The sequence below is a fragment of the Hydrogeniiclostridium mannosilyticum genome (genome assembly GCF_003268275.1).
GTDB classification, from domain to species: Bacteria; Bacillota; Clostridia; order Oscillospirales; family Acutalibacteraceae; genus Hydrogeniiclostridium; species Hydrogeniiclostridium mannosilyticum.
In genome coordinates this window covers 757,194-770,323 of sequence record NZ_QLYR01000001.1, presented here as the reverse complement: position 1 = coordinate 770,323, position 13,130 = coordinate 757,194, and the positions used below count along the sequence as shown (strand labels likewise).

Below are 13,130 nucleotides of genomic sequence, written 5' to 3'. Positions count from 1 at the left end.
TATTTTTAAATAAAATTGCGATTAAATGATTGTGCAAACAAAATGAGTATGCTAAAATAAATAAATCTTGTGAAAATGAGGTGGGGTTATGAGGAAAAAGTGGCTGCCGATTTTGGCAGGAATCGTCCTATTATCCTGCACATCCTGCGCCATTTTGCCCGAAGAGGAGGAGCTGCCTGCGGCCCCTGTAGTCCGAGACTACGAGGTGGAGGAATATGAGCAGACACCGGTGCTGCGGGGGGACCTACAGCTGAGCCAGAAGGTGAGCTGCACCTACCGGCCGGCTAAAGCCGAGGATTTGAGCTTTGCGCTTGGCGGCGAGTACATCTCAGCGGTCTATGTGGAGACAGGGCAGACGGTGAAAAAAGGCCAGCTGCTGGCGGAGCTGGAGCAGGGGAATATTGACGAGCAGATAGAAGCGCAGGAATATACCCTATCTCAGTCCCAGGTAAAGCTGAAGCATGCCAAAGAGGACAAGGCGCTGGACCTGCAAAAGCAGGAGCTGCTGTGCCAATCACTGGAAGAACAGCTTCAGGCGGCAGGGCAGGATACAGACACGGCCGCACTGAAGAGCCAGCTGGAGGCTCAGCGCATAGAGAAAAGCCGTTTGACGGTTCAATATGATAATCAGATAGAAGCTTTGAACGACGATATTTATATCCAAAATAAAAAGCTCAGCCAGCTGCGGCAGGAGAAGAGCCGCCGGCAGATTTACGCCTCCATCGACGGAACAGCCACCTATGTCCAACAGGTGGAAGAAGGCGAGCGTTCCGTGAAGGATGAGCGCTTTATCACCATTTCAGACATGGAAACATCGGTGTTCGTTGTAAAAGGTGAGGACTGTGAATATTTTAAAACGGGCGATGAGGTAGATGTCGTCTATAAAAAGGAGGCTTACCCGGCCCGGGTGGTGGACGCAGCCAGTCTGGGCCTGACGGAGCAGGAGGAGGGCGAGGCCCGCTGCTATTTACAGCTGCTGCATCCGAACCCAGAGCTGGAGAGCGGGAACGCCGGCGCGGTAAACGTGGTTTTGGATGAGCGGAAGGGCGTTTTGTACACCTTGGCTGAAGCGGTTAAGACGGCCAACGGGCAAAAGATTGTATATTGTCTGGACGAAAATGGCATGAAGATTATGAAAAATGTGGAGACCGGCCTGAAAGCGGGCGAGTGGATTGAAATTGTAAGCGGTTTGGAAGAAGGTGACAGCGTTGTATTGGACTCTTAAAAGAACAGCGGCGCTGTTTTTAGCTCTGGCGGGAATCCTGCTGCTGCCCGGCTGTCAGGGAACGGCGGAGCAGCAGGCCCCCGAGCTGCTGGAGCCGGTCGGGGTGCAGATGGATACAGCCGCCGTAACCCGGGGTGAAATCTATAATATCCAGTATCTGGACGGGGAGATAAAGCCTGCGGTGGAGGCGCTTTATTTCAAAACCGAGGGAACACTGGAAAAGAAAAACGTCAATGTCGGAGACTTGGTTACCAAGGGCCAGGTACTGGCGCAGCTGGACGAATCCGCCTTGCTGGAGCAGATTGACGCCTTGCAAAAACAGCTGGATTATCAGAAAAATGATGCTCAATTCAGCGTTCAGCAGCAACAGCTGGACATCGGCATCGCAAAGCTTGAACTGGAGCAAATGCGGGAGCAAGGGGCTTCTGCCGCGCAGATACAGGTAAAGGAGCTGGATATTGACAAGCTTGAGACCGCGTTGAGCCATAGCAGGGAACTGCAGGCTATGGAGCAAAAGCGTCTGTCGGACCAGCTGGCGGAGCTACAGGCTAAAGCTGGCGACAACCAGCTTGTCGCCCCCTATGACGGGCGTGTTGTCTATATCGGCGGGTTGTCCGAGGGGGCGGCGGTACAGGGCTACACGCCGGTTCTCTATCTTGTAAATGAGTCGGAGCTGGTCATCAGCGCTGAATATATCAGTGAGGCGGACCTGCGTGACGCAACTCGGATTTATGCCAGCGTCGGCGATCAGATTTATGATGTTGCCTATGAGCCCTATGACCAGGAGGAATATGTCTCCCGCGTTCTGTATGGCGAGGATATGGATACACGCTTTTCAATAGATGCTGCCGGCGCCGCGCTGGAAAGCGGGCAGTATGTATGCATTTACATCCAAAGCGGCTATAAGGAAGATGTGCTGACGGTTCCCGTCAACGCGCTGTACAGGGATGAGACCGGGCAGTATGTCTACCGTATGGAGGACGGAAAGCGGGTGCGCTGCGAAGTGGAGGTCGGCATGACGTCGGACGTTAAGGCGGAGATCCTTGAGGGCCTGCAGGAAGGGGATGAAGTCTATGTCAAGGAGTAAGGCCGCAGCGGTGCTGTTGGCGGCTGCCGTCCTGCTTGGCGGCTGCAGCCGCCAAGCAGGCTCCCAGCAGAATGAAATGATTCTGGAGGAGACCCTGGAAGCCCCTGAAAAGGCCAATTATAAGACCGCCGTGGTAGAGCGGGGAAACTTTACGAAAGAGGTTGCCGGAAGCGGGAGCGTCGTCTATCCGGTGCAGGCGGAGCTCCGCTGGACGGAGGGCTCGGTGCGGTTCGACGAATTTTATGTTACCAGCGGGACAGAGGTTTCTAAAGGCGATGTGCTGGCCCGCTTTACCACGGAAGAGAACCAGGTGGCGCTGGAGGAAAAACAGCTGGCGCTGGAGCGGGCGCAGCGGGATTTTACCTTGGGCAAGCAGCAGCGCCAGGACCAAATAAAGCAGGCCGAAGCAGCCTTGAACGGGCTGAGCTCCTATGAGGCCCGCATTCAGGCGCTGAACATTCAAAAGCTTCAATCCCAATATGACCAGTATGTGTACCAGACGGAATATAGCCTGGCGGCTCAGCAGGAGGAGATTCAGAAGCTTCAGTCTCAAATCAGCGAGACCGTACTGGTAGCACCGTTTGACGGTATTGTGGACAGTGTCGTCAGCTTCAACCAGGGCGATAAGGTAGACCAATCGCAGGTGCTGGTTACGATGTACGCTTCTGACAGGCTGTTGATCTCGGCCGAGGATGCGGAGGGGGCTTACCGCTATAACATGCCGGTTACGGTGCAGATCGGCAACAACGACGAGGTTGAGACTTACACGGGCAGGGTGATTAGCGCCTCCAACATCCTTCCGGCTGCCCTGAAGCAGGGGCAGGCCCTTATTGAACTAGACGGCAAATTGGACCCCGCGCTGGCAAAGCGGAAGGTAGCGGTTACCGGCAACGATGTGGACTTACATAATGTACTGTTGGTGAACCGTTCGGCGATAAAAAAGGATGAGAGCAGGCGCTATGTCTACGTCCTGGACGGTGAAACGGTAAAAAAACGCTATGTGGTCGAAGGCGAGAATAATATGAGCACGACATGGATTCTGGACGGGCTCACCGAAGGCCAGACGCTGATCTTGGATTAAGGGAGAGACTGTGATGCTGGAATTTGTAAAGCGAAAGCTATTGAACAAAAAGTGGATGGCCGTCAGCCTTTTGATTGGCAATATTCTTCTGGTTGCCATTGCCTCCAGCGGCCCCATGTATTCCCAGGCGGCCTTGCAGCGCATGCTGAACCGGGATCTGAACCAGTATATTGTGGAAGAGGATGCCTACCCGGGAGCAGTGGTGCTGCGCACGGCGTTTGTTGGGACCAGTACCGGCGCAAAGGGGATAGAGGCCGTTGCCAATGCAGAGGAGCGGATGCGCCAGCTGCCGGAAGAGATGAACGTCCCGGCGCTGGAGCAGGTGACGCATTATTATGTGACCAACACGAAGGCCGTCCCCAAGCCTGCGGTGGAGGAACAGGAGGAGGACCTCAACGTCGACCTCGGATTTTACTCCAATATAGAGGAGCATATCAACGTTACCGCCGGGCAGATGTATGCACAGGAGCCGGTGGACGGCGGCATCGTCGAGGTGATGGTAACCGAACGGACGCTGGTGGAGAAAAACCTGATGCTGGGGCAGGAGCTGGAAATGTCCCGCGTAGAGGGCGAGAACGGCGCCCCCATGACGGTGCGTATTGTGGGCGTGTTTGAAAACAGCCTGGAGGAGGACCCCTACTGGCAGGATGCGCCTACGGCCTGGAACGACACGCTGATTATGAGCGAAAATAATTTTAGAACTCTGATTGCCGACTACGAGGCGCCGCGGTGTAATTTTCAGGCCGAATTCTATACGGTGCTGGACCACAACAGGATGCGCGGTGATGAGAGCAAGGAGATGCTGGCGGTTATTCAGCGCTATGAGGAGGAATTTGAAGGCCTTTCCAACAAGGGCATTCAATTCTACTGCCAGGAGCTGCTGGAGGAGTATATTCCGCAGGCAGATAAACTGAATGTGACGCTGTGGGTGCTGCAGGTGCCCATTTTTGTGCTGCTGGGCGCGTTCATTTTTATGGTTTCCCAGCAAATGCTTTCCATGGAGCAGAATGAAATCTCTATTTTGAAAAGCCGCGGCGCGGCTAAAAAGCAGATTTTGTGGATTTATCTGCTGCAAAGCGCCGTCATCGCCGTCATCAGCCTGCTGCTGGGCATCCCGCTGGCAATTCTTATCTGTCAGCTGCTGGGCTCCTCCAACGCTTTTCTGGAGTTTGTGCGCCGTACGGCGCTTCAGGTTGAAATCAACCCGCTGTCCCTGCTGTTTGCGGGGTTGGCAGCGTTGTTCTCCATCGGCGCAATGGTTCTGCCCGCCGTTCGCTACGCAAATGTGACCATTGTCGCACATAAGCAGCGGAAAAACAAAAAGGGCCGGGCTCCGTGGTGGCAGAAAATTTTTCTTGACGTGGTGCTGCTGGCTGTGTCGGTTTACGGCTTATACAGCTTTAACGGCCAAAAGGATTTTCTGGCTCAAAAGGTGGCAGATGGGGCCGCTCTGGATCCGCTGCTGTATTTTTGTTCCTCTTTGTTCATCATTGGTTCCGGGCTGTTTATCCTCCGGATTTTTCCGTTGCTGGTACGTCTGATTTTTACCATTGGGAAAAGGTGGTGGCCGCCGTCGCTTTATGCCTCGTTTTTGCGCATCCTCCGCACCCGGAACAACCAGGGCTTTATTATGATTTTTTTAATTTTGACCATGGCGATGGGAATTTTCAGCGCGCAGGCCGCACGGACCATCAATGCCAATGCGGAGGAAAAGATTCGCTATGCCACCGGCGCGGATATCGTTTTCCAGGAGAAATGGACCAGTAACGAGCAGGCGGTGGCGAACGATGCCACCGGGACGCTGGAGCTGACCTATTATGAGCCGGACTTCAGCCGTTATATGCAGATTGACGGGGTCGGCAGCGTAACCAAGGTGCTGCGCAACAACAGCGTGTCGGTTTCTGTAAACGAGGGAAGCATCTCCGGTGCGACCCTAATGGGAATTAATACCAAGGAATTTGGGGAGACCGCCTGGTTTAAGGAGCAGCTCCTGCCCACTCATTGGTATGCTTACCTTAACGCTATGTCGCAGGATGCCAGAGGCGTTCTGGTTTCCTCTAATTTTAAAGAGCTTTACGGCTACAAGGTGGGCGATATCATCACCTATAAAAATGAGTATGGGGAATCTGCCAGAGGGGTCATTTACGGGTTTGTGGATTACTGGCCCACCTATGCGCCCGTTACCCGTGAGATTTCCAAGGAGGGCGCCGTCAAGGAGACGGACAATTTCCTAATTGTGGCGCACCTGCAGCAGGTGCAGTCTGCCTGGGGGGTAACGCCCTATGAGGTTTGGATGAAGATGGAGGGATCCTCTCAGCCTGTTTATGATTTTGTAAAGGACACGGGCGCCTGGCTGGTACTCTTTAAGGATGCCAACGCGCAGCTCATCGACCTGAAAAACGACCCCATGTTCCAGGGGACCAACGGGGTACTGACCGTAGGGTTCATCGTGGTTTTAATCCTATGTACGACAGGCTTTTTGATTTACTGGATTCTTTCCATTCAGTCCCGGGCGCTGCAATTTGGCATATTCCGCGCTATGGGCATGTCAATGCGGGAGATTCTGGCCATGCTGCTCAATGAACAGCTCTTTATTTCCGGCGTTTCCATCGGGGCGGGCGTTTTGGTCGGCAACCTGGCCGCAAGGCTGTTTGTGCCCCTGATTCAAATTGCCTATTCAGCGGCGGACCAGGTGATTCCGTTGGAGGTTGTCAGTGCGCAGAGCGACTCTGTCCGGCTGTTTGCCGTTATTGCGGGCATGATGATTTTGTGCATGGTCATTCTTGGGTGGTTGATTTCCAAGATTAAGATTTCGCAGGCGTTGAAGCTGGGGGAGGATTAACGGTGGAAAATATTATTGAGACCAAAAATGTCAGGCAGGGCTTCCCCGTTGCCGGCGGCGAGCTGTTTTGGGCGCTCAAAGGCATCAATATCACCGTCCCCCGGGGAAAACTAACCATGCTGAAGGGCCGTTCCGGTTCCGGTAAGACGACGTTGATGAATATTCTGGGGGCGCTGGATTATCCGCTGGAGGGCGAGGTGCTTTTTCAGGGCCAGGATATCACAAAGCTTTCAGAGCAGCAGCGGGGAACCCTGCGCCGCACCGAGATTGGCTTTGTCTTTCAGTCCGTGGCATTGATCCCGATGCTCAATGCCTTTGAAAACGTCGATTTTTCGCTGCGGCTGGCAAAGTATAAGGGCGGCCACAAGGAGCGGGTGGAGGAGTGCCTGCGGATGGTCGGCCTGGGCAGCCGTATGAACCATATGCCGCAGGAGATGTCGGGCGGTGAGCAGCAGCGCGTTGCCATTGCCAGGGCGATTGCCCACAAGCCTAAGGTGTTGTTTGCCGACGAGCCGACGGCTGAACTGGATACAACAACGGGCCTGCAGGTAGTCAAAATTTTCAAGGAGCTGACCCAAAGCGAAGGCGTGACCATTATCATGACAACCCACGACACGGGACTGATGGAAATCGGCGACGTGGCCTATGAATTGGAGGACGGTGAGATCATCCATGGCTGAAGACATCATCGTATGCGAAAACCTGGTCAAGATTTATAAGACCAAGGATATTGAGGTGCTGGCCCTGCAGGGGTTGGAGATCAATATTGCCGAGGGCGAGCTTATGGCGATTATCGGCAACAGCGGCAGCGGAAAATCCACCTTTCTCAATATGATCGGCGGCCTGGACCGTCCGTCCGCGGGCAAGCTGTTTGTAGACGGCAAGGACCTTTTTAAGCTCAGCGAGGCGGAGCTGGTGGAATATAAACGCAGTACAGTCGGCTTTGTGTGGCAGAATAATGCCAGAAACCTGCTGCCCTATCTGACGGCCTTGCAGAATATTCAGCTGCCTATGATGATCAGCGGCGGCAAGCAGCGAAAGGAGCGTGCGCTGGAGCTTTTAGACCTGGTGGGCATGAGTCATAAAAAGAATAACCGGCTCAGCCAAATGTCCGGCGGCGAGCAGCAGCGCATCGCCATTGCCATCGCTCTAGCGAATAACCCGAAAATCCTCCTGGCCGACGAGCCCACCGGTTCGGTGGATGTAAAAACCGGCAGCTATATTCTGGATGCTTTTCGCAAGCTGAACCAGGAGAAGGGCCTGACGGTCGTTATTGTCACACATGACCGCCTGCTGTCCAAAAAGGTGAACAGGGTGGTGGCCATCCGGGATGGAAAGACCAGCAGTGAGATGATTGTCAAGCAAAGCTATGCCGACAAGCTCAGCTCGCTGAACCTTTTTGAGGAGGAGGTTCAGGCCCATGAGGAGTTTGCAGTGCTCGACAAAGCAGGGCGCGTGCAAATCCCCAGGGAAATGCTGGAGCAGCTCGGCGTTGCCGGCAATAAGGTCAAGATGGAGTATGCGAATGGTAAAATAATGATTGAAGCGCCCCGGCAGCCGGCGGCTCAGGAACAGCCCCCGGCTGAATAGCAAACGGAAAAATGGGAGCCTCTCCCGGCTGAAATGCCTTCATCATCATAAGACAAGATAAGTGCAGCCCCCGGCGCCGGGGGCTGCACTTATCTTGATAGAAACGACACCATATGTGAGGAGTAGTCCAGATATTCCTGCTCGAACTCCTGAACGGAAAGGGGCGGGCTGAACAGGTACCCCTGCGCATAGGTACAGCCGATCGCCTGCAAAATCTTAAGCTGTTCCTCTTCTTCAACGCCCTCCGCGGTGCTGTCGATGCCCATTTCATGGCAGGCTTGAATCAGGCTTTTAACCAAAATATGTGTGGAGGGGTTGGCGTAGAGGTCCTGAATGAGGCTTTTATCCAGCTTCAGCCCGCTGAGCGGCAGCGTGGAAAGAATGGAAAGGTTGCTGTATTCCGAGCCGAAGTCGTCCAGAGAGATTCGGTAGCCAGCACAAACAAGGCTCTCGCTGATTTCTCGGAGCATATGGCGGTCGATTTCTCGGATGTTTTCGGTGATCTCAATCTCAAAAAGGGCATGATCCAGGTGGTAGCGGTCTGTCACAGCGGAGATTTTTTCCACGATGCAGTCCTCCATCAGTGTTCGGCGGGAAAAATTAATCGAGATTGGACAGCTTGGGAAATCACGCCTTGTCCAGTCCTGTAAAATTGCGCAGACCTTTTCCAGCATGAAGAAGTCAATATAGCGTACAATATTTTCAGTCTCAAGCTGTGGAATGAATTTGGCCGGCGGCACAACCCCGTGCACCTCGTCCACATAGCGCACCAGCGCCTCGGCGCCCCTGAGCCTGCCGGTGGAAAGCTCGGCCTTTGGCTGTAGGTAAACCCGGAACTTGCCCTCCTGAATGGTGTTCTGAAGCCGCTGCAGGCGGATGGCCTGCACACGGCTGTCCTGATGTGCGGCGCCCTTTTTTTCGGCCTTGGACACAGACAAAAATTCCTGGGCACGGTTAAAAATACGGTCGGGGCTGATATCGGCATCGTCCCAAGACCAGCCGAAGGCCACACACCCGGGGTACTGCCGGTTGACTTCAGCAAGCAGGCGGTGGATGTGTGAAAGGAAAGACTTGTAGGTAATATCCTGGCAGAATGCAAGAAAGGAGTCGCCGTCCAGCCGGAACACATAGGCCGGTGAAAATTCCTTTTTCATGGCAGAGGCAAGGGAATGAAGCAGCTGGTCGCCATAGCCGTGCCCATATTCCTGGTTGAGTACGCGCAGGCGGTTGATGTCCGCGACCAAAAGTCCAAGGGAGGAGAGCGTCTCCGGCTTTAATTGGGCCAAAAGGTTGCTATAGCTCTGCCAGTTTAAAAGCCCGGTCATTCTGTCGTGTTCAGCCATATAGAGCTGTTGCTGCTGCAACCGGCGTTTACTAATCTCATGGTTTAAAAAGTGGGTCAGAGATTGTATTAAGGTGGTGTTGTCAAGATTGTCACGCGGGTTTTCAAGGCCGATATATCCAATGGGGAGGCAGTCGTCCAGCAGGATTGCCGCGGCAAAAGCGGAAACGCCGTGTTCCCGGAGGAGCGCGTGTTTTTCGGGGAACAGCGGCTGCATCTGTTCTATCTGCCGGTATACAAGCAGGGGCTTGGCCTGCGGGTCGCCATGCCAAATGGACAGAAACCCTTGCTCAATGCGGCCGGTCCCGCCGCGCGGGGAGCAAATGCCGGGTGCACGCCACTCCTGTGGGGCAATCTGAAGGCTGTGCGCGAGCTGTACCCTGGTAAAGTACGCGCGGTCCGCTCGGTAGAATTTGCCCAGCTTTTCCAAAATATCCCGTACAGCGGTCCCAAGCGTACTGGAGGTAAGCAAAAGCGAGGCCGATTCCAGCAGCATCCGATCCGCCTTGACGTTAGAATGGAGGCGTGATTCCTGCATGCTGAGGTCTGTGAAAATCTCCAGGCGTGCTCGTTTGCCGTCCCAGCGGATAATTTTGTCGCGGATAATAAAACGTTTGTGCAGGCGCGCGTTGGTATTTTCCCAGCTCTTGAAGCCGTGTTCTTCAGGCAGATGTGTCTGGCAAAAAACACAGATTTGAGAAAAACCCTGTAGGATGTCGTAGCATTTACGGCCGGCATAGCTGTCAATGTTAAACGTCTGCCGTGCCACTTGGTTCATAAAGAGGACGTCGTGGCTTTCTTCGTCGATGACAAAGATGGAGTCGTCCATTTCGTCCAGCATGCAGCGTTCTCCCAGGTGTTGCTTGGCAACGCACCCGTCGCTGAGCAGCTGCAGCTCGTCAGGCTGCCCCAGTTGGCTGTTAAAACAGCTGTACTGCGCCTTTCCGTGAGATTTGGCACTGTACAGCGCCAGGTCAGCCTGCTGGAACATGCGTTGGAAATCGGCGCCTTGAAAGCGGTCGATGACGATACCGACGGAGGCGGAAACCTGCAGCTTCTCACCGTTGACGCCAAAGCTGAGCGTCAGCTTTTTACACAGCCGGGCGGCAATTTCAGTAACCCACTGTTTGCCGGGAATATCCTCAAAGAAAACGGCAAATTCATCACCGCCAAGCCGCCCGGTCAGGCTGCTGCCGTTGAAATCCGTCCGCAGTATGCGCCCGATTTCCTGCAATAGCTGGTCGCCGTAATAATGGCCATAGGTGTCGTTGACCTGTTTAAAGTCGTCGACATCTATCATGAGAAAAGCATATTGCGCGCCCTTGCGCCGCCTTTGGTGAATCAGCTGGTCAATCAGGGACTCCATGGTCTGGCGGTTGTAAAGGCCGGTGAGCGCATCCCGTTCCGCGCGTTCACGCAGCACCAGCTCGGCCTTTTTTCGCTCGTTGATGTCGCGGATATAGCCAAAGGCAAACAGCTCGGCGCTGTCCGGGTCATACATAATTGTCCAATGAAAAGCGCACCAGATGATGTGCCCGGCGGTGTCCATGCAGCGGTATTCTCCGTACAGGCTTTTCCGCCCGTTTTCGGCGGCCTTCATCAGTACGGCGGGGGCAAATAGTCCAGCAAAGCGCTTTTTGTCGCTGGAATTGGCGATGTGGCTGATAACCTCTGCGTAGAGCTGTGTGTAAGAGATAACGTCCTGAAAGGCATAGGGGTGGTAGCTGTCGCTCCAAATACGCAGCACTTTGTTTTGCGACAGATTAATTTTTGTGGAAACCAGCACGTCGGCTGAGAGCATTTCCCGCAGGTGCTCCTCCTGAAAGGAACGCTGCTCGGCCTCCTTTTGAGCGGTAATATCCTCCGATACGGCCACCGCCCGTATGGGGGCGCCGGTTTCGTCGAATATATTGGTGTAGTTTATTTTAATCCAATAAAACTGGCTATCCGTAGCCCGGATGCGGATAACGGCGCTCGCGGTTTTAGCGCCGTTGTGCAGCTTGTCATAAAGCGCTATATACTTTTTGGCATCGTCCGGATGAATGGATTTTTTTTCAATCAGGCTGTAAGGGACTTGATGAATGACCTTGCCGATGCCAAAGGTCTGGTAGGATTTATCCGTCTGTAGAATAGACCTGGTTTTCAGGTCGTATTCCCACACGTTGATCGAGGTTTGCTCAATGGCAATCTGAAAACGCTTTTCGCTCCACAGCAGCTGCTGTTCAAAATTTTTGCGCTCATCAATATTAATGACCATGCCGCTGAGGTAATAGCAGCCGTTCGCCTCGCTGAGGCCGGCGCTGGCATGCAGCCAGGCGGTTGTTCCATCCTTGCGGACGATCCGGTACTCCAAAGCAATGGACTCCCTCTTTTCCCGAATGGCCTGCTCAATTTGCGCGGAAACCCCGGCGAGGTCATCGGGGTAAACCAGGTGGACGGCTTGGTCGTGCAGCAGCTCCTTCATTTCCCGGCGGGTGTAGCCGTGCATGCGGTAGTAATATTCATTGGCGTAAAGCAGTGAAAAGCCCTCGTCCATACGGGCCTTAAAAAGGCCCCCGATTTGGCTTTGCGCAATGAACCCGAGCTCATTTTGTGCGGCGACCTGGCTGGTGATGTCAAAGCAGACGCTGATAATTGCCTTGCGGCCGTCCTCCGTCGGAATGCAGCGGCCCTTATTATAAACCCAGATATATTCCCCATCGCTTTTGAGCATGCGATGCGTCACCGAGTAGGCGCCGCCCTTCTGAAGGGCTCCGGTAACAGCCGACTCCACCTGAAGGCGCTCACTGTCGGGCACGCTGTTGAGCAGCCGGCCGTTTATGGCTTTTTGAAAAGCTTCAAAGCTGGGGTAGTTTAAATATTCCAGCATGCGGTTATTGATGAAATAGAGCGGAAAGCCAGGCTCGTTATATCCCCCGAAAATACCGCCGGGCATGGTCTCGTTGAGCAGGCTCAGCACGTTTCTTTCCAGTTTTTCGTGCTGCTGCCGAAGGGTCTGCTCGCCAAAATAAATGGGGTAGTATTCATTTTCCTGCTGCTGTATGGCAGGAATGGAGGCATGGACTAGACGGATGTAGTATTCGCCGCCGATGTTGCACAGATGTGCGGTCTGCCGCATGTTGACACAAAGGGGAACGCCGGTGGAAAGGCTTTTTTTTACCTGAAGCAGGGCATAAATGGAGACGGTTCCGTTGTTTTCCCCGCCTGCGGCGGAAACCTCCTTGTAGGCAATTTGAAACGGCAGCGGGTCGTGGTGAATTTCGTCCTCAAATAAAGTCCGCAGCCCGGCCTTATTCAGCGCAATTTCCTGCACGCCCGTTCCAATACTATGCGTGTTCTCGGTAAAAAAGGAGAGCGCCTTTTCCGTGTCGCGCTCTACCAGGTAGGCCTGCATCATAGCCCGAAGCCGTGTAAACGCCTGCCGCTGTGCCGGGGTTAATACATGTTCATTCATAGAAGCGTCCTCCGGCAGGTTGGCTTGTACAGCCTGCGAACATCTCGGGGGCATCCAAAAAGTCGGCCACAACACCGGGCAGTTGAAGCACATCCAGCTTTTCCTGGTTACATAGCGCGATGAGACCCTCAACCTCAGCCTGCTCCATGGAAATATCCTCAATCATAATATTCCCATATTGAATGCCGAATGAGAGATATGTCTCGCCTTCTAAAGAATAGGCGCCGCTTATTAGTCGATACATCTGAACCAAAACTCATTTCTGTTTTTTAATTATAAAAAGCCTGCGAGCGTAAAGCTTGCAGGCGGACAGTACAAAACAAAAGCCACTGCTCCTTAAAACAGTGTACTGATGCTGCAACTGGCTGTCATGTCCAAAGGACGAAGACCCTATAGCTTTGCGTCACCGGTTTTCATCGGGTTTGCCAAAATATTCAATTTGTTAATAAAGTATCATGCTTTTGTTTACTTGTCAATAAATTTATTCCAATTAATTCCATTTTTGCAAA

At 53.6% G+C, this 13,130-nt stretch carries 8 protein-coding genes and 1 riboswitch; of the genes, 6 read left to right on the top strand and 2 right to left on the bottom strand.

Annotated elements, in window-relative coordinates; translation table 11 throughout:
- Positions 1-88: 88 nt before the first annotated feature.
- From DPQ25_RS03625 to DPQ25_RS03600, 6 genes are read left to right on the top strand one after another with little or no spacing between them, the layout of a single operon-like run.
- A complete protein-coding gene (locus DPQ25_RS03625) occupies positions 89-1,225 on the top strand; it encodes an efflux RND transporter periplasmic adaptor subunit (protein WP_112331788.1) in 1,137 nt (378 codons plus the stop codon).
- On the top strand, positions 1,209-2,312 hold the full coding sequence (locus DPQ25_RS03620; protein ID WP_112331787.1) for an efflux RND transporter periplasmic adaptor subunit: 1,104 nt from the start codon (positions 1,209-1,211) through the stop codon (positions 2,310-2,312). The genes DPQ25_RS03625 and DPQ25_RS03620 overlap by 17 nt, the downstream gene beginning before the upstream one ends.
- Positions 2,299-3,393: an efflux RND transporter periplasmic adaptor subunit gene (locus DPQ25_RS03615; protein ID WP_112331786.1), complete on the top strand. Its 1,095-nt coding sequence runs from the start codon at positions 2,299-2,301 to the stop codon at positions 3,391-3,393. Before DPQ25_RS03620 ends, DPQ25_RS03615 begins: the two co-directional genes overlap by 14 nt.
- Before the next feature lie 13 nt (positions 3,394-3,406).
- Positions 3,407-6,235, top strand: coding sequence for an FtsX-like permease family protein (locus tag DPQ25_RS03610; protein WP_112331785.1), 2,829 nt, complete (start codon positions 3,407-3,409; stop codon positions 6,233-6,235).
- 2 nt (positions 6,236-6,237) lie between these two features.
- Complete coding sequence (locus DPQ25_RS03605; protein WP_112331784.1) at positions 6,238-6,915, top strand: ABC transporter ATP-binding protein; 678 nt, start codon at positions 6,238-6,240, stop codon at positions 6,913-6,915.
- The gene (locus DPQ25_RS03600) at positions 6,908-7,825 is read left to right on the top strand and encodes an ABC transporter ATP-binding protein (RefSeq protein WP_112331783.1); all 918 of its coding nucleotides are present in this window, start codon (positions 6,908-6,910) and stop codon (positions 7,823-7,825) included. The genes DPQ25_RS03605 and DPQ25_RS03600 overlap by 8 nt, the downstream gene beginning before the upstream one ends.
- 89 nt (positions 7,826-7,914) lie before the next feature.
- Here the strand turns inward: DPQ25_RS03600 and DPQ25_RS03595 are convergent, their stop codons facing one another.
- A complete protein-coding gene (locus DPQ25_RS03595) occupies positions 7,915-12,621 on the bottom strand; it encodes an EAL domain-containing protein (protein ID WP_177576818.1) in 4,707 nt (1,568 codons plus the stop codon).
- Complete coding sequence (locus DPQ25_RS14510) at positions 12,614-12,865, bottom strand: hypothetical protein (RefSeq protein ID WP_146740517.1); 252 nt, start codon at positions 12,863-12,865, stop codon at positions 12,614-12,616. The genes DPQ25_RS03595 and DPQ25_RS14510 overlap by 8 nt, the downstream gene beginning before the upstream one ends.
- A gap of 109 nt (positions 12,866-12,974) precedes the next feature.
- A riboswitch (cyclic di-GMP riboswitch) is annotated at positions 12,975-13,058 on the bottom strand.
- Positions 13,059-13,130: the final 72 nt, after the last annotated feature.